Origin of the sequence: Heyndrickxia oleronia, from assembly GCF_017809215.1 — a bacterium.
Classification (GTDB): domain Bacteria; phylum Bacillota; class Bacilli; order Bacillales; family Bacillaceae_C; genus Heyndrickxia; species Heyndrickxia oleronia.
The window spans coordinates 2781962-2804303 of the sequence record NZ_CP065424.1 but is presented as its reverse complement, the minus strand read 5'-3'; the positions used below and the strand labels follow the sequence as shown (position 1 = coordinate 2804303).

The 22342-nt window shown below is 33.7% G+C and carries 24 protein-coding genes and 1 riboswitch; of the genes, 20 read left to right on the top strand and 4 right to left on the bottom strand.

What is annotated here, in order from left to right; all coding sequences use genetic code 11:
* Positions 1–186: 186 nt before the first annotated feature.
* The 3 genes from I5818_RS14050 (at position 187) to I5818_RS26280 (ending at position 2278) form a co-directional block, all read left to right on the top strand.
* Positions 187–711, top strand: a complete 525-nt coding sequence (locus I5818_RS14050) for a histidine phosphatase family protein (protein ID WP_078111472.1) — start codon at positions 187–189, stop codon at positions 709–711.
* Between the two features lie 241 nt (positions 712–952).
* Complete coding sequence (locus I5818_RS26285) at positions 953–1378, top strand: HTH domain-containing protein (RefSeq protein ID WP_058006965.1); 426 nt, start codon at positions 953–955, stop codon at positions 1376–1378.
* A 390-nt stretch (positions 1379–1768) separates the two neighbouring features.
* Positions 1769–2278: an IS3 family transposase gene (locus I5818_RS26280; protein ID WP_276514083.1), complete on the top strand. Its 510-nt coding sequence runs from the start codon at positions 1769–1771 to the stop codon at positions 2276–2278.
* A gap of 94 nt (positions 2279–2372) precedes the next feature.
* Here I5818_RS26280 and I5818_RS14040 read toward each other — a convergent pair whose 3' ends face one another.
* Positions 2373–3614 (bottom strand): MFS transporter, encoded by a 1242-nt coding sequence (locus I5818_RS14040; protein ID WP_169846984.1) that lies wholly within the window; start codon positions 3612–3614, stop codon positions 2373–2375.
* A gap of 764 nt (positions 3615–4378) precedes the next feature.
* Between I5818_RS14040 and I5818_RS14035 the strand changes: the two genes are divergently transcribed.
* The 6 genes from I5818_RS14035 (at position 4379) to I5818_RS26495 (ending at position 8962) form a co-directional block, all read left to right on the top strand.
* Complete coding sequence (locus tag I5818_RS14035) at positions 4379–5593, top strand: MFS transporter (protein WP_078110749.1); 1215 nt, start codon at positions 4379–4381, stop codon at positions 5591–5593.
* Positions 5594–5889: 296 nt separating this feature from the next.
* Positions 5890–6408, top strand: a complete 519-nt coding sequence (locus I5818_RS14030; protein ID WP_078110751.1) for a shikimate kinase — start codon at positions 5890–5892, stop codon at positions 6406–6408.
* A 42-nt stretch (positions 6409–6450) separates the two neighbouring features.
* Complete coding sequence (locus I5818_RS14025) at positions 6451–6981, top strand: ribonuclease FAU-1 family protein (protein ID WP_058005905.1); 531 nt, start codon at positions 6451–6453, stop codon at positions 6979–6981.
* Between the two features lie 82 nt (positions 6982–7063).
* Positions 7064–7609 (top strand): histidine phosphatase family protein, encoded by a 546-nt coding sequence (locus I5818_RS14020; RefSeq protein ID WP_058005906.1) that lies wholly within the window; start codon positions 7064–7066, stop codon positions 7607–7609.
* Positions 7610–7755: 146 nt separating this feature from the next.
* Positions 7756–8694 (top strand): aminoglycoside phosphotransferase family protein, encoded by a 939-nt coding sequence (locus I5818_RS14015; RefSeq protein ID WP_078110750.1) that lies wholly within the window; start codon positions 7756–7758, stop codon positions 8692–8694.
* 22 nt (positions 8695–8716) lie between these two features.
* Entirely contained in the window at positions 8717–8962 is a 246-nt protein-coding gene (locus I5818_RS26495) for a hypothetical protein (RefSeq protein ID WP_058005908.1), read from the top strand.
* Positions 8963–9022: 60 nt separating this feature from the next.
* Here the strand turns inward: I5818_RS26495 and I5818_RS14005 are convergent, their stop codons facing one another.
* On the bottom strand, positions 9023–9817 hold the full coding sequence (locus tag I5818_RS14005) for an SDR family NAD(P)-dependent oxidoreductase (protein WP_071975773.1): 795 nt from the start codon (positions 9815–9817) through the stop codon (positions 9023–9025).
* A 233-nt stretch (positions 9818–10050) separates the two neighbouring features.
* Between I5818_RS14005 and I5818_RS14000 the strand changes: the two genes are divergently transcribed.
* The 3 genes from I5818_RS14000 to I5818_RS13990 all read left to right on the top strand — a co-directional run bounded on the left by I5818_RS14000 (position 10051) and on the right by I5818_RS13990 (position 12410).
* Positions 10051–10809 (top strand): WecB/TagA/CpsF family glycosyltransferase, encoded by a 759-nt coding sequence (locus tag I5818_RS14000; RefSeq protein WP_058005910.1) that lies wholly within the window; start codon positions 10051–10053, stop codon positions 10807–10809.
* On the top strand, positions 10806–11330 hold the full coding sequence (locus I5818_RS13995) for a tetratricopeptide repeat protein (protein WP_071975774.1): 525 nt from the start codon (positions 10806–10808) through the stop codon (positions 11328–11330). The genes I5818_RS14000 and I5818_RS13995 overlap by 4 nt, the downstream gene beginning before the upstream one ends.
* A 351-nt stretch (positions 11331–11681) precedes the next feature.
* Entirely contained in the window at positions 11682–12410 is a 729-nt protein-coding gene (locus I5818_RS13990) for a nucleotidyltransferase domain-containing protein (RefSeq protein ID WP_078109976.1), read from the top strand.
* An 87-nt stretch (positions 12411–12497) separates the two neighbouring features.
* On the opposite strand, the gene I5818_RS13985 is transcribed toward I5818_RS13990, so the two are convergent.
* On the bottom strand, positions 12498–12911 hold the full coding sequence (locus I5818_RS13985) for a YjdF family protein (RefSeq protein ID WP_058005913.1): 414 nt from the start codon (positions 12909–12911) through the stop codon (positions 12498–12500).
* 373 nt (positions 12912–13284) lie between these two features.
* A riboswitch (glycine riboswitch) is annotated at positions 13285–13400 on the top strand.
* Between the two features lie 99 nt (positions 13401–13499).
* On the opposite strand from I5818_RS13985, the gene I5818_RS13980 reads away from it, so the two are divergent.
* The 6 genes from I5818_RS13980 to I5818_RS26270 all read left to right on the top strand — a co-directional run bounded on the left by I5818_RS13980 (position 13500) and on the right by I5818_RS26270 (position 19365).
* A complete protein-coding gene (locus tag I5818_RS13980) occupies positions 13500–14828 on the top strand; it encodes an alanine/glycine:cation symporter family protein (protein ID WP_078109975.1) in 1329 nt (442 codons plus the stop codon).
* 426 nt (positions 14829–15254) lie between these two features.
* Positions 15255–15836, top strand: a complete 582-nt coding sequence (locus tag I5818_RS13975) for a DeoR family transcriptional regulator (protein WP_071975778.1) — start codon at positions 15255–15257, stop codon at positions 15834–15836.
* 6 nt (positions 15837–15842) lie between these two features.
* On the top strand, positions 15843–17486 hold the full coding sequence (locus I5818_RS13970; RefSeq protein ID WP_078109974.1) for a copper resistance protein CopC: 1644 nt from the start codon (positions 15843–15845) through the stop codon (positions 17484–17486).
* 30 nt (positions 17487–17516) lie between these two features.
* Positions 17517–18143 carry a YcnI family copper-binding membrane protein gene (locus tag I5818_RS13965; RefSeq protein WP_058005917.1) on the top strand — a complete coding sequence of 209 codons (627 nt, stop codon included), beginning with the start codon at positions 17517–17519 and terminating at the stop codon, positions 18141–18143.
* Positions 18144–18373: 230 nt separating this feature from the next.
* Positions 18374–18850 (top strand): phosphotransferase, encoded by a 477-nt coding sequence (locus I5818_RS26275; protein WP_078111090.1) that lies wholly within the window; start codon positions 18374–18376, stop codon positions 18848–18850.
* On the top strand, positions 18847–19365 hold the full coding sequence (locus I5818_RS26270; RefSeq protein WP_078111091.1) for a phosphotransferase: 519 nt from the start codon (positions 18847–18849) through the stop codon (positions 19363–19365). The genes I5818_RS26275 and I5818_RS26270 overlap by 4 nt, the downstream gene beginning before the upstream one ends.
* 69 nt (positions 19366–19434) lie before the next feature.
* Here the strand turns inward: I5818_RS26270 and I5818_RS13950 are convergent, their stop codons facing one another.
* Positions 19435–20214, bottom strand: coding sequence for a class I SAM-dependent methyltransferase (locus tag I5818_RS13950; RefSeq protein ID WP_078111092.1), 780 nt, complete (start codon positions 20212–20214; stop codon positions 19435–19437).
* Between the two features lie 652 nt (positions 20215–20866).
* Between I5818_RS13950 and I5818_RS13945 the strand changes: the two genes are divergently transcribed.
* Together I5818_RS13945 and I5818_RS13940 are read left to right on the top strand one after the other, a co-directional pair.
* Entirely contained in the window at positions 20867–21682 is an 816-nt protein-coding gene (locus I5818_RS13945; protein ID WP_078111093.1) for an SPL family radical SAM protein, read from the top strand.
* An 88-nt stretch (positions 21683–21770) separates the two neighbouring features.
* Positions 21771–22289 (top strand): YbaK/EbsC family protein, encoded by a 519-nt coding sequence (locus tag I5818_RS13940; RefSeq protein ID WP_058005922.1) that lies wholly within the window; start codon positions 21771–21773, stop codon positions 22287–22289.
* The last annotated feature ends 53 nt before the right edge of the window (positions 22290–22342 follow it).

Here is a 22342-nt window from a genome sequence, read left to right as displayed (position 1 = left end):
GTCTCAATTCCCTCTTTTCTTTATTGTTTTAAGATTGGTATTTCTTTTCAAAAATCTGCTAAAACACCTAAAGAAAGACTTCCTAAGAATAAATGGAACTACTATTAAATTGAAAGAAATATAACAGTTGTAATATATATCCATTCTTGTAATATATAAATAAATCATTTTTTCGGAGGTGGAACGATGATCTATATTATCAGACATGGTGAAACAGATTTAAACAAAGAAAGAAAAATGCAAGGACGCAATGGTTATCCACTAAATAAAAATGGAATCATACAAGCTGAGAATTTAAGAACTAAACTACAAGGAATAGAATTTGATCTTGTGTACTCATCTCCACAGGAGAGAGCTGTTGAAACTGCTCAAATAGTTTCAGGTGGGAATGTAATAGTCGATAAAAGACTTGATGTGTTTGAATTAGGAGAAGCAGACAATTTAAAGATAAGTGAAGTGAAAATGGATGGATTCATCCCCGATGTAAGTGTGTATAAAGGCATCGAAGACACTGAAAGCTTTGTGAACAGAGTCTTTAATTTTATGAGGGAATTAGAACATCAATATGTTGAGAGTAAAGTAAATATTTTAATATCAGGACATAGATGTACTACAGGCTGTATGGGTGCCTATTTTGAAGGTATCCCTGAAGATCGGAACATATTAACATATTCATCAGATAATGGTGATTACAAAGTATATCAATTTTAATATTTTTATTTAGTCATAGAATTTTTAATGGGGTCGCCTATTAAAAGAATTCAATAGGAACGTTCAATGGAGATGCATATCACTAAAAACGGTTGGAACAAGGATGGAAAAATCACCATATCCAGAATAGTGAACTGAACCCCGAATAGTAGACACTTAAAAAAAAGTGCCCTATTCGGGGTTTTTTCTATGGGAAAAGCCCGTTATACTTAACATAATTAATTTGAACGGGAGTTATCTTATGAGTAAAATCTATTTTAATGAACATCAACGTCAACTATTAGAAGCCAATCCCAATGTTGCTTCAGTATCTGACCGAGCGATTCAATATACACCTGAATTTAAAATTAAAGCAGTAAATGAGAACTTAGCTGGGAAAGGACCTACTCAAATCTTTATAGAAAATGGGTTTGATCTTGAAATGATTGGCCCTAAAAAAGCTAAATCAGCTTTGAAGCGTTGGAGAAATACTTTTAATCAATATGGAGAAAATGGTTTTTTGGAAGAACGTCGAGGAAAAGGAAGTACGGGAAGACCAACAACTAGTGAGTTATCCGCTGATAAGAAGCTAGAAAAAGCAGAGGCTCGTATTCGTTATCTCGAAGCTGAAATTGAATTACTAAAAAAGCTAGAGGAACTCGAAAGGAAGGCGAAGAAACACAAGTAGCTCCACATGAAAAATACGCAGTCATCAATGAAGTAATTCGTAAATATCAACTAATCAATAGTGTCTCTGAGCTATGTACTGTCGCACATGTTAGTCGCAGTGGTTATTATGCATGGCTGCGGAATACTGAAAAACATGCCATTCGAGAGAACAATGATTATGAGGATTATCTCTTTTTAAAGTGCATCTATGATGCATTCAAAGGGAAAGTTGGCTATCGTGGACTTTATATGAAAGTATGTGAATTACTTGAAAACCCAATGAACCCAAAGAAAATACGCCGTCTAATGCGCAAGTATAATTTCTTTGCGAAAGTGCGACGTGCAAACCCATATAAAAATATTGCAAAAGCTACTCAAGAACATAAGACATTACCAAATAGATTAAACCGTGAATTTACACAAGACGAGCCGGAAAAAAGTATTTTTAACTGACATTACCTATTTAAAGTATCGAGGAAAAACAGCCTATCTATCCTGTGTTAAGGATGTCGCTACACGTGAAATAGTGGCATATGAATTATCACAAACATTGAAAATGTCGATTGTTTACAATACTCTAGCAAAATTAGAAGAGAAATTAGGGAATAATATACATCCAGAAGCCATGATACACTCTGATCAAGGTTTCCATTACACGCATCCAGAATTTCAAAAAAGGGTGAAACAGATGAATTTGAAACAATCTATGTCACGTAGAGGGAACTATATCGATAATGCACCAATGGAATCCTTCTTTGGACATATGAAAGATGAAATGGACTATAAAGAAGTTCATACATTTGAAGAACTAAAACAATTAGTTAATCAATATATGATTTTCTATAATGCATCAAGAAGACAATGGAATTTAAAAAAGATGACTCCGGCAGAATACCGAAGTCATCTAATCGCTGCTTAAATAGCAGGGTTACTTTTATTAAACTGTCCGAAATTTAGGGCGCAGTTCATAGTTGATGGTAGTTTTCTATTCTGGATACGATAAAAGAACTACATTATATACTTTGCTTTACATGTATTTTATATAGAAAAATATAACAAGCTCCACCGAGTAATGCACAAAAAAGTATAAGGCCAAACACACCTATAGGTGGGGTCCATTCAGAAAGAAAAACTGTAATAGGGGCTAAAAATCTTCCAATCGTAAATTGTAATTTAGAAGCACCCATGTATTGACCTCTCGCATTCTTAGGAGCATAGTCACTAATAAAATTATTTAATACAGGTGAACGAACGAGTTCACCGAAAGTAAAAATAATGGTGAGAAAAAATAAAAGCCAAATGTTTGTTGTGAATCCAACGAAAAACATACCCACCCCAGTCAAAATGGCTGAAAGGATAAAGACATCACGGTCACTCCAGTGTTTAAGCCATCTTGTAACAGGAATAACAAATAGAACAAAGAGTAGACCGTTCAGTCCTAGTAACCATCCTAGTATATCGGTATTGTTGAGTTTTATTGAAAAGTTTCTCCAAGAAATCAGAAATTGAGAGGGGACATGCTCAGTAATATATATGGCTAAATATAAATCTAATTGCATAATTGCAATGACTGAGAAAACTCCACCCAATATATAGAGAATAAATATTTTATCCCGAAAGATCATTCCATAACTCTTCCATTGTTCTTTGATTAATTGCATATTTACACTTCTATGAATAGATTTTTTTGTATAGTTAGGCATGGATTCAGATATCTTAAAATAGATCGTTATTGAGTAAACTAACATGACAATGGTACAAATCCATAAAAGTTCACTTCGATAATGAAAGAAAAAGAATGCACCTAATGCGGGTCCTAACACCGCACCAATATTATTACCGGTAATAAACGTAGCAAAAACTTGTCTTCTTTCTTTTTCTGGAACTAAATCAGCTACCATCGCATCACTTGCAGGCCCATATAATCCACCACCTAAACCAATTCCAATAAAAGCCAAGTAACTAATCCAAGGTGAAGATGCCATAGCGAAACAGGCAAACATGATTGTTCGAAGGGACGAACCCAATAGCATAACAGGTCTTCGTCCTAAATAATCAGCTAAAATTCCACCGATCATATTACTTAGCAAAATAATTAATGGTGGACATGTCATCAATATTCCTGCAACATGGCTACCCAATTCTTTACTAAAATAGACTGTTATGAAAGGAAAGTACATCCAATAAAATAAATTAAATAAAGTTTCTCCAGCTAATCGAATTTTTAAATTAGATTCCCATAAGGCTATTTTCAAAATATCCCCTCGTTTCTATTATGATTTTTTACAGGCTCTTGTCTTTTTACAAAAAGAACAAACTATACAAAATCACCATTTTTCAAAGAATTTCCGGCCGGTTATAAAAATATAGAATATTTTTTATATTAAATATAGACTTATAATTAATTTTAATTTATACTATTAGTATGGAAATCAAGGAGAGTTACTTTTTAATTTGAATGTACTACAAAAAGAACATATGTTCGATTTTGGATCGGTGCTACTTTTGCAGCGTCTTTTTTTTATAAAAACATAATGATTATGGACTAGGCCTAGTTAGTAATGAAGGAGAACTTCATTACTAACTAGGCTTCATTTTGTTTTGGTAAGGATTATATTCAAAGTGAGCGAATGAATCCCTAATAGGAGGAAAACGCGGGTTCGGGGTAATTAAAGTGAGGGAAAGGTACCCCAAGGAGGGGGAAACACGTGTTCAGGGTAACAAAAGTGAAAGAAAGGTGCCCGAAAAGGAGGAAAATGTCGCTTCACGGTAACTAAAGGGGGAGAAAGGTGCCCCAAGAGGAGAAAAATGCCGCTTCACGGTAACAAAAGTGAGAGAAAGGTACCCGAAAGAGAGGAAAACACGTGTTCAGGGTAACCGAAGTAAGAGAATTGTACCCGAAAGAGAGAAAAAAACGCCTATACATAATAACTAATACGAGCGAATAATTCCCAATCCTAAGAAAACCCCGTTTACACGGGGTTTTTTATAATTTGAATTTAGTTAAGGAGTGAAGGAAATGGGAGAAGTGATTAAGAATTCGAATTTTCGCAAATTGTTTTTGTCTAATTTGTTCTCAGGAGTTGGTCAAGGTATGACCATGATAGGGATATCGTGGTATATGATTGAATTGACAGGTACTGCTAGATTACTTGGCTCAACGATGATTATTTCTGCGATACTTACGTTACTCATTGGTCCTTTTGCTGGGACGATGATCGACCGTTTTTCTCGTAAGGCTATACTGCAATTTGAACAGTTAGCGGGTTTCACGGTTTTATTGACCGTAAGTGTATGGGGATGGTTGGGAACCTACTCTGAATGGATGATGGTGTTCATTTATTTATCAAGTATTTTCATATTTTATATGCATGAATCTGCACAATCAGCGTTTGTGCAAGAAATTTTTGAACCAAAACTATACGGATCTATTAATTCGTTTTTGGAAATTGAGAACCAAACAGCATTAGTCTTATCAGGGGCACTAGCTGGAATATTGCTAGAGAAATTTGGACTGCATGTAGTTTTAATACTTAATGCATTAGGCTATTTACTTGCATTTTTAAATTTATTAGGTATCAACTATGTCTCCACTAGTAAAGAGAAATTGAAATTAGATACTAGAAACTCTTGGTTATCCATGTTCAATGAAAGCTGGAGATTTATTAAAAGGAGAAGGGGATTAATGATATTCGGTGTGGCAGCACTGATACCTTTTATTACGGTTATGCTGGTAAATCTATTAAATCCGATCTTTGTCAGTCATAGTTTAAAAGCAGATGTAAAAATCTATTCCCTTGGAGAAGTTACGTATTCTATAGGTGCACTAATTTCTGGAGTATGTACGACTATTATTACACGGAAAATGAGTTCATCCTCTTATATGGTCGCAAATTATTTCATGATGATCGTGGCACTTATACTAACGGTCACCTTTCCAAAGGCAGGGATTTTTTTATTATGTTCAGCTTTAATAGGATGGTGTAATGTTTCAACTCGTCTGATTAGACAGAATATGTATATGGAATTATTACCAAATCATTTAATAGGAAGAGTATTGAGCTTTTTTAAATCAATCGGTACATTATTAAGACTTTTACTATTAGCCCTTTTTACAATCATCATTGACTTAAATGGTGTATCAGTTGGATATTTCATATTAGCAGGAATTTTATCAGTTGCGACAATTGGAATATTCTTATCCTTCCGTCTTCTGTTGAAGGAGATAGATTGATTACGAAAGTGCACGCTAGTGGATGGTCAAAAAAACTTTAGAAAATATCTTCCTAAAATAATAGAGTTTTACATCAAATTTAAACATGTTTCATAGTTTTTGACAAAAATAGAATAGAACAAATTTTACATAAATTATAGTATGATGTATCTATAATCATGATTGATCATCTGACATCTCTTATAGAGTGAAATGTTGTACTCGTCTTATGATTGGGTCATGAAAAAAATTCAAGTAGGAAATTAAGGAGGAGCTATAAACTTGTTTTAATATTTGGTCCACAAGCAGTTGGGAAAATGACAGTAGGTCAGGAATTAGCAAGGATAACAGATTTAAAGCTATTTCATAATCATATGACGATTGATTTAGTTAGCCATTTTTTTGACTACGGAACAAAAGAAGGCAAAAGATTAGTTGGATTGTTTAGGGAGGAAATATTTGAAGAGGTTTCAAAAAGTGATTTATATGGTTTGATTTTTACATATGTATGGGCATTTGATCTTCAATCAGATTGGGATGAGGTAAACAAAATATGTAATATTTTCGAATCAAAAGGAGGAACCGTCTATTTTGTAGAATTGGAAGCTAATCTTGAAGAAAGGCTGGAAAGAAATAAAAGTACGAATCGATTAAAGCACAAACCTTCTAAAAGAAATATTGAATGGTCGGAAAAAGATTTAATCAGTTCTTTGAAACAATATAGATTAAATTCCTTTGACGGTGAAATTCAAAAGGACAATTATATAAAAATAAATAATACGAATGTAAGTGCAACAGAAGTGGCGGAAATAATTGCGAATAAGTTTAAGTTATAAAGCTTTAGTTGGAGAGAAGTTAATGTTAAAGGGGAAATCTACATGATATACACACCAAAGACAATAATAGAAAGAAAAATCCGTTATGATTCTAGTATTGTGGAACATTCTTGTCTATTACTAAACTCGAACCAGCAAAAAGTCGTTTTATTTCATAGAATCGCTGAATCCTTTACGATGAAAACTAGTAATAATCAATTAACTATCCCTAAAGGAAGTTATACCCTTGCCTATTATTGGTGTGATCGTCCCTATAATTTATATATATGGAGAGATCTGTTGGGGAATTATTTAGGAGCTTATTTTAATATTGTAAAAAATACATATGTGAAGGATAGAGTTTTGTCATTTGAGGATTTGATTATTGATGTTTTAGTTTTTCCGGATGGACAACACTATGTTCTGGATGAAGATGAGTTGCCTGAATCACTTGATCGGTTTGAAAATGGATTTGTTAATAAAGCATTGGTTGACTTACAAAATTCAATTGATGATCTCCTTCCGAAACAAATATGTGAAACCATGAAACTATATAATCATGAGAGTGTGATTCCTTTATTAAAGAATGATTGAAACAGAGATTATCAAATAAAACAATCCTTAACAACTGCAAAGACACTATAGTTAACGCATGAATCAATAAAAGGAGAAAAAGATGTCTAAAATTATTTATCTTGTAAGGCATTGTCAGGCTGAGGGGCAAAAGTTTGATGCTGATCTGACCCCAAAAGGTATCGAACAGTCCCTTTTACTTTCAGAATACTTTTTGAATAAAAATATTGATATGATCATTTCTAGTCCCTATAAGAGGGCAATTAAATCTGCAACACCATTTGCACAAACAATCAGTAAAGAAATTATTAAGGATGAACGCTTATCAGAAAGAGTTTTAAGTTCTAAAGACCATTCTAATTGGTTAGAGATGCTTGAAGATTCATTCACAGAGCTAGATTTATGTTATCCAGGTGGTGAATCAAGTAAACAGGCGATGAATCGTGGAATCACAGTAATCGAAGACGTTTTAACATGTAGTTCCAATCATATAATGCTTGTCACTCATGGGAATTTAATGGCTTTAATGATCAAGCATTTTCAACCATCTTTTGGATTTAAACAATGGCACCAATTATCGAATCCAGATGTATATAGCTTAGTATTTGAAGATAACATTCCTAAAATACAACGAATATGGATTGATTGAAACATGTGAAGGATTGGTTTCCAGTTCATTATTAAGATAGTTGTAAAATTGGACTAGTGAATCATTTGTAAATCTATTTCATAATGTTGATGAAATTATTTTTAGTAATGTTCAAGCCAATTTGAATATATGTAAGGGGGAAATATATGATTCAACTACCTATTAATTTTATAAAAACGATAAAATCAGTTCACAAGAAAAAGGGGGATTTATGGCTACACGATTTTCACAGGTTAATTGAGGAATGTGAGGAACGATGGCAATTACAAATACTACAGCCGTTTGATTTGTCATATAATTTTGTAGCACCTGCCATTAGAATAGATGGTACTGAGCTGGTAGTGAAACTTGTAATACCAGGTAAGGATTTTCAAGCAGAGGTAGAGGCACTATCTTTATTTGATGGAAGAGGCATGGTGAAAATGCTCGATGTAGACCTTGAAAAAGGAATTCTTATTTTAGAAAGGCTACATCCAGGGAATACACTTGCTACTCTAGATAATGATGTAGAAAAAACATATATTGCTGCAAATATAGCTAAAAAATTATGGACTCATGTACCTAAAAGTGCTTATATCCCAAAAATTTCTGAGAGAGAAGAGCAGTTTTGGAAAATTTATAATAAGCACCCTAATGGTTTCGGTCCATTTTCAAAGAAAGATCTTTATCACGCAGTAAACACCTTTAGTTTATTGAATAGTAAGAAGGAGAAATTGTTTTTACTTCATGGTGATTTTCATCATTACAACATCTTAAATGATGGAAATGACTCATGGATTGCCATCGATCCAAAAGGATTAATTGGTGAAAGAGAATATGATATTATCCAGTTTTTATTAAACAATCTTCCAGATGAAAATGTGTTAGAGGTAATAAATAAGAGGATTAACGTATTTGTAGAAGTATTAAAACTTAATAAAGAAAGAATTCTATTATGGGGTTATGCACATGCTGTGTTAGCTACGTGTTGGTCGGTAGAGGACAATAGTCAATATAATCAAGCATTTTTAAATAGTGTAAAAGTGTTTAAAGACTTGTATAGTGAATATTTCGGAAAATGTAATGAATGCCTTTTGGATAAATAATCTCGAAAAAGGGAGAATTAATATGAATATCTCAATACTTGAGATCGGTGCAAAACGGTTTGGTACGAATACTTCATCTCTACGACTGTTATATGGATTTGATCAAAATGTATATGAGTGCAAGTTACATAAAAATTTGATTATTATAGAATTTGGGTATCAAAAACAGTTTGGATTATTGACTCGGAGGAAGGATTTAAAAAGACTAAAAAGAGAAGGAGAGCCTTCAAGTTTATTTTTGGGATATGCAGTCACTAGGGCATGTTAGACACCATATATTCATGGAAAATATAAAGACATATAAATATATATGATGCCTAACAATTAATTAACCTATTAACGCTTGAAAATCAGCAATACTTGGATTTGCCATGTAATGGCCACCTTCAACTTGGATGGTTTGTCCAGTAATAAATTTTGATTCATCAGAGGCTAGGAAAAGAACCGTATAACCAATATCATCAGCTTCTCCATGATATGGTAGGGCATTGTATTTTTCAAAAATACTTAATACTGGTTCTGGCATATTATTCTTTGCAGCTGGTGTTAGAATAAGTCCAGGTGCTACACTGTTGCAGCGAATATTATTCTTTCCATACTGTGCAGCGATATAACGAGTAAGATTTACTACTGCAGCCTTTGATGCTCCATAGGCTGAACGGGTTGCATCTCCTGCAAAAGCAGCCATAGATGCAGTATTTATAATCGATCCGCCACCAGCTTTAATCATATGTGGTATGGCATATCGACTCCCAAGTAATACACTTTTAGTGTTGACATTCATCAATCGATCCCATTCTTCAAGATCCATATTGACTACATCTACATCTTTTTGTAGATTTGTTAAGCCTACATTATTATATAGAACATCAATTTTTCCATATTTTTCAACAGTTATATCCACCGCTTTTTTGATAGAGTCTTCTTTGGAAGCATCTAAAAATATACCAATTGCCTCTCCACCTGAATGAATAATTCTTTCTGCGGCTTCAGTTGCACCTTCTACATTGAAATCACCAATGACAACTTTAGCACCCTCTTTTGTTAATAAGGTAGCTGCTGATAAGCCGATACCTGATGCTCCACCAGTTACTAAAGCAATTTTTCCTTCTACTCGTCCCATCTTTTAATCTCCTTAAATATAAAAATAATAAAAGGTTTTAAATAATCCATATTTCTTAATAAAGAACCTTTTACAGTTTTATTTTAACATTTAATTATTAGATGTTGAAATAATTTGTTTTCAACTTAGTATATAAATTTATTTGAGTATTAAATGAAGGAGAAAAGTGGGACTTTAAAGAATGTAGGAAGATAGAGGTAAAAAAATGGAACTGAAAAAAGGAGAATGGCAAAATGAATCAATCAGCTAAAATTATGGGAATCTCATTTCCAAAACTTACATTAAATGAGAGTCTACAAATTCTAAATGATGTTGTAAATAGAAACAAATCAGAGCTCTTTCATGTAGTTACTGGTAATCCTGAAATCGTTATGTCATACCAAAGTGATCAGCAATTAAGGAAAATTATTGATGAAGCTGGGCTGGTTACAGCGGATGGTATTGGGATTATTATGGTATCTAGGATAAAAGGGGAGCAGCTTCCGGAAAGAGTGACTGGATGTGATATGTTAATTAGGTTACTAGAAATGGGAAATCTGAAAAAATGGTCTTTTTATTTTTTAGGGGCAGATGAACAAACTAGCTTAAAAACAATGGATATCATCCATTCAAAATACCCAAAAGTTACCATTCTTGGTAGGCATCATGGATTTTATAGGGATGAAGAGGAACAAAGGATTGTTGAAGAAATACATTCTTTAGGACCTGATTTTTTGATTGTTGCAACAGGTGCACCAAAAGCTGAACACTTTATATACAAGTATAAAAATAAGCTGAATGCTAAGATTGCGATTGGTGTAGGGGGAAGTCTTGACATTATTTCAGGTAAAGTTAAAAGAGCACCATTAATATGGCAAAAGTTAAATCTAGAATGGCTCTATCGATTAATCCAGCAACCATCAAGATGGAGGAGACAATTAATTTTACCTAAATTTGCTTTAAAAGCGTTATTTTATAAAGAAAAGAATGGGGGAAATACAATTAAGCAATGAAGAAAATGAATGAGAAAATAAATCAAGCATTTACTTATTTTGATAACGGGGAATTAGACAAGGCTGAGCAAATATATCGTGAATGTTTAAGAGAAGTACAAGATAAGAAATCGCAGGAATATCGTAATATACTGCATGGGTTAGGTTATGTGAAAAGCCATAATAATGACTTTGATGGGGCAAGAAAAATATATATGGAATTGATCGAAATTGCCCAATCATCTTTAAATAAAAAATTTGAAGCTATTGCATTACATCAACTTGGAATGGTAGAAAGACTTGCAAAAAATTTTAATGAGGCACTCCTCCTATTTCAAAATGAACAACAAATGTTAGAAAAATATTTTCCGGATTTTTTTGTAGGCATGTCGGCAAATTTTTATGAACAAGGTATGATATTTTTAAATAAAGGCTCTTTTCTCAAATATTGTTACTATTTAAGTAAAGTGTTTATTTATACATATCCAGTTGAAAAGGTTTCACCCCCTTATTTCACTGAGAAAAGAGCTACAAGCTCATAAGAACCACTGAATTTTTTATTAGGTGTAAAAGCCGGCAATAGGGCTTTTACAAAAGCAACAATCTTTACAAAAACAATCTCTATAAAAAAGATTACCTTAATGCTGAAAAATTTATGAAAGAATCACTACACTTTGCACATCTATCCCAAGACATGATTTGTCTAGGATGTTCTTATCGTGGCCTTGGAGAAATATTCAAATCAAAAGGAGAGCAAATGAAGGCTAAAAGCTATTTTATTGATAGTATCGAGGCTTTTAAAAAAGTAAATGAAACAAAAGCAATCGATGAAGTAAAAGGTATGATGACGAAATAAGCATAGGTTTAGATTAATTTTTGTTGAGGTGATGATAATGAGGTTAAGTCCTAAGGATGCTGCATTAAAATTTGTAAATAGGTATTTTCCTAAGTGCCAAGCTGCAGTTTTGGCAGGTAGTGTTGTTCGTGGTGAAGAAACGGAAACATCTGATCTTGATGTTTTGATTTTTGATAAAAACTTTTCTTCTTCGTATCGAGAATCTTTCATAGAGTATGGTTGGGCAATTGAAGCTTTTGTACATAACTTAACATCTTATCAAGTTTTTTTTCATAGTGATAGGGACAGAGCAATGCCTTCTTTACCAAAAATGGTTTCAGAAGGGATTGTAATAAAAGACGAAGGAATCATCGCGACAATTAAAAATGAAGCGAATGTACTTTTAGCGCATGGACCTGAAAAGTGGTCTGAGGAGATCATACGTATAAAACGATATTTTTTAACGGATATACTGGAAGATTATATTGGTTGTTTAAAACGAGAAGAAGGAATATTTATTGCAAATAGGTTAGCTGAATTGGTAAGTGAATTTGTTTTGCGAACGAATCAACACTGGGTCGGCACATCCAAATGGACCGTTCGGGCATTAAAAAATTATGATATTCATTTTGCTGAATTATTTGTAGATGCGTTTGATACTTATTATAAAACGGGAGATAAAAATAAGGTGATATGTCTAGTTAATCACATTTTAGAACCCTTTGGAGGACAATTATTTGAAGGGTTTAGTTTGGGAAAGGAAGAAGCTTCGAACCAATTAAAATAGGGCAGGGAGTTAGGTAGCAGTGTTTTGCAAATGAGCACTAAAAAGAACTAACTAACAAGGTTAATTGTTAGTTAGCTTGAAATCATGTTATCTACCTTTGTGTTTATTTTTCTTCTTTTGAATTTTTAACTTTCTTTTTAATTCCTTTTGTTCCTCTTTAAATTGTTTGTTTCTTATTATTTTTTCTTTTTTACGATGTGTGTACTCTTCTTTTATAGCATCCTGTGCCTTTGTTGAAGTACCTAGTTGCTTTAATTCTTTTGATACCATCCTTTGAAGTCTCTTTGGATTAATTTTCTTTAAAGATTTTTTTTCAACCGGTATTCCTTTTTGTTGCTGGTTTGCAATTAACCGAGGTAAGTCTTGATAAATAAAGTCTAATACCTCATGATCTTTAGGATCATTTCCAAAAATATAACGATAGGCTTTTAAATGATGATTCGATACAGTTTCAACAAGTCCTACATAAAATTGACCATCATAGTATATGGTTAACTTCATGATAGTCCCTCCTCTAATAAATATTAGAATGACGGACATCCCGAGGAGGGGAAGGTTACTGACATCATATGTGATGCATTCGGACTACCAACCGAATTGTGTTTTTACATTCTGAACATTATTTTACAATCAAAATGAATCGATTGAAAGAGTTTATTTACAAAAAGTGGATGGAACCATCTTATCAAAAATATTATTCTACCAAATTATCATTCTTGACTTATCGTTTTATACGTTTATAATTAATTTTATTAATTTCATAGCATTCGGATGAACCGTGTAGGAGAAGGTCGTATCGATCTACCGATGGGGCAAGGAGCTGGTCGGACAGCTTTGAAACTCTCAGGTCTTAATCAATAAGTAAACTATACGGGGACGAATCTCTGGAGAGACTCCCTCCCATTGGAGGAAAACGAGCACCGAAGGAGTAAATCCGTCTTTTAATAGAGACGTGATAATCTCTCAGGTAAAAAGGACAGAGACAAGCGAGAAAGACCGATACCGAATCGGTTTATTTTTCTTTGCCTTGTTCTCCAGAGACCATTTCATTAGATGAAGTGGTTTTTTATTTTGTAAAGGAGAATAGATATGGAAAGAGTAAGTCAAATGTTAGATCACATCAATGATTATGTATGGGGAATTCCAACATTAATCCTGCTTGTAGGTACAGGAATTCTTCTTACTGTACGTCTGAAAGGCTTACAGTTTAGTAAATTATTTCATGCTCTTCGATTGGCTTTTGGTCGATCTGAGGATCAGTCCACGACAGGAGATATTAGTCATTTTCAAGCACTTATGACATCGATGGCAGCAACGATTGGTATGGGCAACATTGCCGGTGTGGCAACGGCCATAACAATTGGTGGTCCAGGTGCAGTTTTTTGGATGTGGGTCACAGCGCTTTTTGGCATGGCTACCAAATATTCAGAGGCCATTCTAGCTGTAAAATATCGTATCATTGGTTCAAATGGCGAATATTCAGGAGGCCCCATGTATTATTTAGAAAAAGGGCTTAAGCAAAAATGGTTAGCGATTTTGTTTGCTATTTTTGGTGCCACCGCCTCTTTTGGGATAGGAAATTTAGTACAATCTAATTCCGTAGCTGAGGCAATGAGAATTAATTTTTCAGTCTCACCCTTAATTAGTGGTATAGTAATGGCTATATTTATTGCTATTGTTATCCTAGGAGGAGTAAAAGCGATAGGCAAGGTGACAGGCTATTTTGTTCCCATAAAAGCCTTTGTATATATTATAGCAGGTTTAATTATTATCATTTATCATCTGGATCAAGTTCCAAAGGCGTTTTCGCTAATCTTTTCTGGTGCGTTTAATGGAACGGCTGCTGCTGGTGGCTTTGTTGGAGCAACCATTGCTTCAGCAATTCAAATGGGGGTGGCAAGAGGAGTATTCGCCAATGAAGCGGGATTAGGAAGTGCACCGATTGCTGCAGCAGCAGCTAAAACAGATATTCCGGCAAAACAAGCCCTAGTTTCAATGACGGGAACCTTTTTAGATACATTCATTGTTTGTACCATTACAAGCCTTGTGTTAATTACAACAGGTGCATGGGAGTCAGGAAAGACAGGAGTCGAAGCAACTACTTTAGCTTTTCAATCAGTATTTGGACAAGCGGGAAGTATGGTACTTGGAATAGCTATTATTTTATTTGCCTATTCTACCATCTTAGGCTGGTCTTACTATGGCGAAAAATGTATCGAGTATTTATTTGGTCGTCAAGCGATTCGTTATTATCGTTATATATTTATCATGATGATAGCAGTTGGAGCAAATTTAAAACTTGGAATTGTATGGACATTCTCTGATATAGCTAATGGCCTCATGGCAATTCCGAATTTAATCGGATTAGTTGGATTAAGCAGTGTGGTTGTTATGGAGACCAAGCAATTGATAAAATAAACCATTAATCTAGAAGGCTGTTAATAGAATGATCTATTGCAGCCTTTTTTAGGTTAGGAAGAAATGATGAAGGACTTTGTTATTATATGCTTGCATCTAATCGACTTATATTGCGAGATACAATAGTAGAGAAAATCCTTAAGTATAAAAACTTTAAGCAGACAAAAAAAAGCATAACTGGCACCTGTATTTATCCGGTAACTAAAAAAGACTTAGAACAATTTTTTTATAAAATAGAGATTCTCACATTATGGGAATCTTTTATTATTTGTTATATTATGTTTGATTGCAACATAAGTTCACATAAATATCACAAGTATATAGGTGATTTTAGTATATAATGGGAAAAGGTAAACAGAAGCTTTGTTTTTTAATTTGTGATTGTTTGTTAAAAGGGAACATAAAGTTAAAAGAGAGGTGATTGTATTGTTACCAATCGAAAGACAAAGAGAAATAAAATTACTTATCCAAATGAAAAAAACATTGAAGATTAGTGAACTTAGCGAACAATTTAATGTATCAGAAATGACGATATATCGGGATATTAAACCATTAGTTGAAGAAGGGTTAGTGACGAAAACATTTGGTGGAATTTCCTTAATTGAAAAGAAAGAGTCTAGTTTACCAGATCATAGCCATTGTGTTTTTTGCCACAAACCAAATAATCAGAAAATGGCGTATCGCTTAATTCTTGCCAATGACAAAATCGAAACAGCTTGCTGTGCACATTGTGGTTTATTACGACATCGTCAATTGGGAGATGAAGTACTACAAGCAATTTGTCATGATTTTTTCACCAATACAACAATTAGTGCACTTCTAACATGGTATGTTTTGGATACATGCTTGAATATTTCCTGCTGCCAGCCGCACATTATTACTTTTGAAAATCGAGACCATGCTGAAAAATTTGTAAAAGGTTTTGGTGGGAATATTTATGGATTTCAAGAGGCAATGGAAGTGGTAGCAAAAAAAATGAATGGTGATACTGGATGTCACAATCAATAAATACAAGTGTTTCCAGAGCAAAAAAGATTACTAGATAAGGAGGGGACACTTATTAAAAAAATAAAAAATGTTTTACCTATATTCTTTACATTATTTATCGGATTTTCGCTTATATTTATTCAAGTACCAAAAGCAGAAGCACACTCGACACTTATTGAGACGACACCTGAAAAGATGGAGGTTACCGACTCTTCTCCAAAGTTTTTAGAGCTTCGTTTTAATGAACCGATTGAACAGGATTTGGCAGATATTACGATATATGATTGGAATGCAAAGCCTGTAATTTCAAAACAATCCGTTGGCGGAGAGAAGCGTTCCAAGGTGCTACATATAAATTTGCCAAACCTTAAGCAAGGAACCTATACCGTACAGTGGAGTGTAGTATCCTTAGATGGCCACCCTGTTAGCGGGTCATATATGTTTGCGGTTGGTAAGGAAACAAAGGGTGGGGCGGAATCAATTAAATCAAAAGACGGAAGTTCCATTCCTCTTTTAGTAGCAACTAGAACAATTGTTGAAATCCTCTTATTAATAGGAGGAGGATTATATTGGTTTCATTTACTAGCTAAAAGGAAGAAATTCGTAGAACAAGATATATTACCAAAAAAAGTTAAACTAATAAGTTCTTTCATTCTATTACTAGGAACTATATTGGAATTGCTGGTTTACACGTTGTCATTACCTGATGGCTTATTTCAAACTATCATCCATGGACGATGGGATTTATTAATTCATTTTCCTTTCATTGTTATGGTTGCAGTTCAGCTTCTACTTATCATATTACTTTTCATACCTGAAATGGTGGAAGCATGGTATCTAGTTATTTGGTTTTTACTGGTTATTATACCTGCATTTGGCGGGCATGTTTGGGGAATGGAGCATCCTTATATAGCTGCAGTTCCACGGACTATTCACCAACTATCAATCGCACTATGGGTTGGTGCCTTGAGCTATTTAGTAATCTATCTAATTAGAAATAAATTGTTCTCTAAGGAAAAACTATCGACTACATTCCGTTCGTTTTTCGTAAAAAATGTTCTAACAGCTTCAATAATGGTCATAATCTCTGGAATCATTATGGTCATTTTACAAACTGGATGGTCCACTGTCATTACAGAGTGGGGAAATTGGAGTACGATTTTATTTGTTAAAATTTTTCTTGTCGTATTAATGCTACTCTTTGCATTGTATCAGACATTAAAATGGAAAAAGATTGGGCGATTTTCCACTCCACGAATACTACGGATCGAATGGCTAATTGCATTGGTGATAATATTTTTGGGTGTTTGGCTAAGCCAATCTGCATATCCAATACCAAGCAAATCTTATAATAGTGTTTTAACCTCTGGACAAGAAAAAGTTCAAGTGAAAATCGCTAAATTACAAGCGGGAGATCAAAAGATGACATTAACATTTCCTGCTTCTGAAAATCATGCGCCTGATAGAGTACAAGTTTCTATGGAAATGCCAAAGCATGGTATGAAATCTGGACCTTTTATAGCAACACTTAAAAAAGATGGAGTTTATCAGGTTGAACTACCATTTACAATGTCAGGTACTTGGGATATGACTATACAGGCAGAGTATACTGAAATGGAGAGTAAAGAGTGGAAGGATCAAGTATTTGTCAATTTAAGTAGAAATGAATAAAGATGAATTAATTGTTTGGAGGAAAGTGGAATGAAAAAACAAAGTAAAATCATGTCAATCATATTAATGATGTTCGCATTATTTCTTATCGTACCTGTGGTAGCAGATGCACATGTGACCGTACAACCAGATGTAAGTACAACTAATGCATATGAAAAATATACTGTTCGAGTACCAGTAGAAAAAGAGATCAATACAACAGAAATTAAGCTCGAAGTTCCCAAAGATGTTGATCTTGTTTCGGTACTTCCAATGACTGGATGGGATTATCAATTAGAAAAAAATGAAAATGATAAGATCACTGCTGTTGTATGGAAAGCTAATAATGGTGGGATTAAGTCAGGAGAATTTGTTGAGTTTTCATTTATCGGTGCAAACCCGAGTAAGCCAGGGGAAGTGAGCTGGAAGGCACTACAAACATATCAAGATGGGTCAGTGGTAGAATGGGTTGGACCTGCTGGATCTGATGAGCCTGCTTCAATAACAAAAATCCAAGAAGGCGATTCAGTAAAACCTCATGCGGAAAGCAGTCATTCTGATCACAAGGATAGCAATAAAACAGAAGCTGATAATGCGAGCACAAATTGGCTACCAATAGTGCTTTCAGTTATTGCTATATTACTTGCTTTGATTAGTTTATTGCGCAAACGTAAGTAAGATAATATTATCTATGTGATTGAATTAGATTGATAGTGCAAGTTAAATCCTCGGGGCCGTCTATTAAGACGGTCCTTTTCTTATATTCGATGTGAATAATAGATCATTAAGAGGCTACGGAAGATTCAGATAAGTTGCGATATTATTGATTTATCGTATATCGTTATCCTAAAAATGACGATATTAATAAATATAAATAAAATATTAAATATCTATTAGGGGAATTGAACATGGAAGAAAAAACTTGTGAACAAATTAAAGAAGATATTTTTAATACCCTTAAAATGAGATATAAATTAGATATTTTGAGTGATAAAAAGATCAATAAAGGTTATCTGAATTATAAATGGAAAATATACACGGATAAGGGGAACTTTTTTGTAAAGCAATACAATAAAAAACGTTATCCAGACGAAATGTTAGATGGATTGGAACGATTTTTGAACCAGCATGCCTATTTATATGAAAATGGGATACCATGTCCTAAACTATTTATTTATGAGAAAAAGTATGTACAGTATTCAATAGGCGGTGAACGATTTGTTTTAATGGAACTAAAAAATGGGAATATGATTGAGGCAGGTTCTGCTACAATCGACCAAATGGATAGTTTAGGAAGTATTATAGGAAAAATGCACAAATTACTAAATACAAAAAGGCAAGTTGATTTGCCTTTACATTGGGAGATTCCTTCCAAAAAAAAATGATGGATAATTGGCTGAGTAGATGGGACGAAGCTATAAAATTAAAAGATGAGATCGTTCTACCTATATTGGAAAAACAACGGAAGATTATTAAACGGATGCATTTAGAACACTTTTCTCAATGTGAAAAAGGCTGGGCACATTGGGATTTATTTGTTGATAATGTATTGTTTACATCAAATCAGGTTGCAGCAATCCTCGACTTTGATCGAATGAACTATGTGTTTCCGGAGTTTGACTTATCCAGAGCCATTTTATCTTGTTGTTTAAAGGATAATTATCTACAGTTAGAGCCTGTATCTGCATATTTTGAAGGTTATCGTGATTATTGTGACATAACTTTACAAAAATTGGTACGATCGATACGGTTAACATGGTGGAAGGAATCTAGTTGGATTAGAGCAGGAAAGAGTGTAGAGAAAACATTACAACGATTTTTTGAGGAAAATAAGTGGATCGGTGACAATTGGAATGAATTAGAATTTATTTTTTCAGAAATAAATTTACTTCATCATTAATTGTTCCGATCCATACGTAGCTTCATTCTTAAAAATTTGTTGCTTATCGATTAATGGTAAATGCTTTGTTTAAACAACAGCTCGAACAATATAATGTGAAAAAGTAATTGGTAGGCCATTTTCCGATGTGTTTTGTTTAAATATCCTTGTTATTTCGTCAATGTTTTCTTCTTTTATCCTATGAAATATGTTAGGATTTTGCCCAAAACAGCGATATTTTATAACGTCTATTGGAGATTGTAAATATTCGAGGCTATTGACAATTTCTACGACTGCAAAGGAAAAATGACTTTGTTCGAGTCTTTGCTTTAAAGTGTTTAAAATAGGTGTGCCTTGAGACGGTGAAAAGAAATTAGGAAATAATTGTGGCAATTCTTTCCCCATCTCATCACTTGGATGAAGTCCCAAAATTTCTCCACCACTTTTTACTACTTGTTTAAGAGAAAGATAGGAGGATGTCGGCCCTTTTCGATTATATGCACAATCAAATGCTTCCTGGTTAAAAGGAAGAGGATCTTTAGAATTACCAACTACAAACGACATATTTGGGCGCTTATTTTCATTTCCAACTTTTATAAATCGATCAGTCATATCAAATCCAGTAATCTCTTTCGCTAAGTGACTACACTTCATAGTAAACTCTCCATGACCACAGCCTATATCTAGCACCTTTTTTTCTTTAATCATTCTAGCTACTTCTTTATCAAAAGTAGTTTCACCATTAGGTTCTGAGTATATGGAATTCCAGGGATACTCATATTTTCCTTGCAGATTACTTAGTTGTTCATACCAATGAACGGAATGAGGTGATACCCAATCTGGAAATGTTGAGGGGTCCAGTAATTTCATATAAAGCCTCCTTATTTTTTTTGAAGAAGGTTCTTGTAAACATTATTGTTATTTATCGTATGTCTTAATTAAATAACGATTAGTTGAATACCGCTAATCTTTCATTTCACTGAAAGAGCTGCACACTCCAAAATACCACGTAAAAGCCGGTAGATGGGCTAAGGCAAAATTAACAACTATACGAAAACAGCCTTGAAGAAAAAGAAGAATACTTGATATAAATGTATGATTATCTATTAAATGCTATTCCATATTCTTTCATCTATAAGAGTAAAGGTCTCCTCCTCATAAATTATCATTACATAAACCTATATTAGGAAAGCTAGCTCCAATCTGATTTTCTCTCTTTAATTGTGTTATTCCTTTTTCGACTTTCGAAAATTTCTTTAAAAAAAACGATAAATAAACACGCTTTTATCACATGTAAATTAATTGTTTCATGAAAATACTCATCGAATCCTCCCTATAGTGATAGTTTTTGCTTCATCAGTATTAATATCTAATTTCTTCAAACATTGTCAATTTTCCTTTACAATGATAGAGAAAAGAATGATTCATTTTGTAACAGCGTGACTTATTTATTTGTACAGGTTTGATAGTATAAGCATATAGTCCCTAAAGTAAAAGGAGTACTATATAGAAAGGATAAAGCATGAAAGATTATATGTATAAACATCCCAAATCCATTCTAAACAAAGGAACAGGTTTTTTGTCAGGTTATTCCCACACACTTAATCCATATACGGGTTGTTCATTTGGTTGCACTTATTGCTATGTGCGACAGATGCCCGTATCTCTATTTCATGAAGGTGAATGGGGAGAATGGGTCGATATAAAAAATGGTGCAGCTACGTTGCTAAAAAAAGAACTTAAAAGAGCAAAGTCAAAAGGAAGGGTAACCATTTTCATGTCTTCCAGTACTGACCCATATCAACCCATTGAATATAAGGAGAAGATAACAAGGTCATTGCTTGAAGTAATGGTTGAAGAATCACCCGATTTTTTATTTGTTCAAACAAGAAGTCCACTTGTTCGCAGAGATATTGACTTACTACAGCAATTAAAAGAAAAAGTGAGGGTAAGTATGACGATTGAAACAGATCAGGAATCTATTCGTAAACATTTTACTCCAGAAGCACCTCCTATCAAGGCACGACTCAAGACATTACAATTATTAGGTGAAGCAGGAATTCCAATCCAAGCTACTATCGCACCGGTTCTACCTAGTAGTGAAGAGTTTCCTCATCAATTACGTTCAATCGTAGACCGTGTATGTATTGATGATTTTTTTATGGGGGATGGTAGCGGTGGAAAGAGGACAAGTAGACTTGGTATAAAAACGAAATATGAAACACTTAACTTGGAAGAATGGTATAGTCCTTCAGCATATAGGAAAATTTATGAAAGGTTTATACAAGTATTTTCTGAAGATCAGGTTTTAATCAGTAAACATGGTTTTGAGCCATAAGATGAATGATCAATCGTTTTTATTTCTATCCTACTATAACATATGCTAATATTTTCCTAAACACATGGAAAAAGAAAGGATGATAATGATGTCACTTGAACGTGTTAGAGATCATTTTAACCAGTGGAATCGAGAACAGGATATAATGGAATTTGAAACATCCAGTGCGACTGTTGAAGAGGCTGCTAATACAATTGGTGTGATACCAGCCCGAATTGCAAAAACATTATCCTTCAGAGGAGAAGGAGAAAATGCCATTTTAATTGTTGCAGCTGGCGATGCAAAAATTGATAACAAGAAATTCCGCCAGTCTTTTGGCATGAAAGCTCGTATGCTATCACCGGAAGAAGTACTAGAACAAACTGGACATATGATTGGTGGGGTTTGTCCATTTGGATTAGAAAAAGATTTAGACATCTTTTTAGATGTTTCATTAAAACGATTCGATACTGTTTTCCCTGCTTGTGGAAGCACAAATTCCGCAATTGAATTAACTATTGATGAATTATTTCAATTCTCCTTTGCAAAAGAATGGGTAGATGTTTGCAAAGGTTGGGAAGCTGTAGAAAATAGGGAAAAGGAGCCGCTCGATAGTCATGTAAAATAAGATTTAACTAAATGAGGGCATTTATACTTCAATACATTCATTACTTAATCCGT

What these genes read in the sequence shown, in the direction of transcription:
- I5818_RS14050 (WP_078111472.1), top strand. Translation starts at nt 187, where the DNA reads ATGATCTATATTATCAGACATGGTGAAACAGATTTAAACAAAGAAAGA.
- I5818_RS26285 (WP_058006965.1), top strand. Translation starts at nt 953, where the DNA reads ATGAGTAAAATCTATTTTAATGAACATCAACGTCAACTATTAGAAGCC.
- I5818_RS14035 (WP_078110749.1), top strand. Translation starts at nt 4,379, where the DNA reads ATGGGAGAAGTGATTAAGAATTCGAATTTTCGCAAATTGTTTTTGTCT.
- I5818_RS14030 (WP_078110751.1), top strand. Translation starts at nt 5,890, where the DNA reads ATGACAGTAGGTCAGGAATTAGCAAGGATAACAGATTTAAAGCTATTT.
- I5818_RS14025 (WP_058005905.1), top strand. Translation starts at nt 6,451, where the DNA reads ATGATATACACACCAAAGACAATAATAGAAAGAAAAATCCGTTATGAT.
- I5818_RS14020 (WP_058005906.1), top strand. Translation starts at nt 7,064, where the DNA reads ATGTCTAAAATTATTTATCTTGTAAGGCATTGTCAGGCTGAGGGGCAA.
- I5818_RS14015 (WP_078110750.1), top strand. Translation starts at nt 7,756, where the DNA reads ATGATTCAACTACCTATTAATTTTATAAAAACGATAAAATCAGTTCAC.
- I5818_RS26495 (WP_058005908.1), top strand. Translation starts at nt 8,717, where the DNA reads ATGAATATCTCAATACTTGAGATCGGTGCAAAACGGTTTGGTACGAAT.
- I5818_RS14005 (WP_071975773.1), bottom strand. Translation starts at nt 9,817, where the DNA reads ATGGGACGAGTAGAAGGAAAAATTGCTTTAGTAACTGGTGGAGCATCA.
- I5818_RS14000 (WP_058005910.1), top strand. Translation starts at nt 10,051, where the DNA reads ATGAATCAATCAGCTAAAATTATGGGAATCTCATTTCCAAAACTTACA.
- I5818_RS13995 (WP_071975774.1), top strand. Translation starts at nt 10,806, where the DNA reads ATGAAGAAAATGAATGAGAAAATAAATCAAGCATTTACTTATTTTGAT.
- I5818_RS13990 (WP_078109976.1), top strand. Translation starts at nt 11,682, where the DNA reads ATGAGGTTAAGTCCTAAGGATGCTGCATTAAAATTTGTAAATAGGTAT.
- I5818_RS13985 (WP_058005913.1), bottom strand. Translation starts at nt 12,911, where the DNA reads ATGAAGTTAACCATATACTATGATGGTCAATTTTATGTAGGACTTGTT.
- I5818_RS13980 (WP_078109975.1), top strand. Translation starts at nt 13,500, where the DNA reads ATGGAAAGAGTAAGTCAAATGTTAGATCACATCAATGATTATGTATGG.
- I5818_RS13965 (WP_058005917.1), top strand. Translation starts at nt 17,517, where the DNA reads ATGAAAAAACAAAGTAAAATCATGTCAATCATATTAATGATGTTCGCA.
- I5818_RS26275 (WP_078111090.1), top strand. Translation starts at nt 18,374, where the DNA reads ATGGAAGAAAAAACTTGTGAACAAATTAAAGAAGATATTTTTAATACC.
- I5818_RS26270 (WP_078111091.1), top strand. Translation starts at nt 18,847, where the DNA reads ATGATGGATAATTGGCTGAGTAGATGGGACGAAGCTATAAAATTAAAA.
- I5818_RS13950 (WP_078111092.1), bottom strand. Translation starts at nt 20,214, where the DNA reads ATGAAATTACTGGACCCCTCAACATTTCCAGATTGGGTATCACCTCAT.
- I5818_RS13945 (WP_078111093.1), top strand. Translation starts at nt 20,867, where the DNA reads ATGAAAGATTATATGTATAAACATCCCAAATCCATTCTAAACAAAGGA.
- I5818_RS13940 (WP_058005922.1), top strand. Translation starts at nt 21,771, where the DNA reads ATGTCACTTGAACGTGTTAGAGATCATTTTAACCAGTGGAATCGAGAA.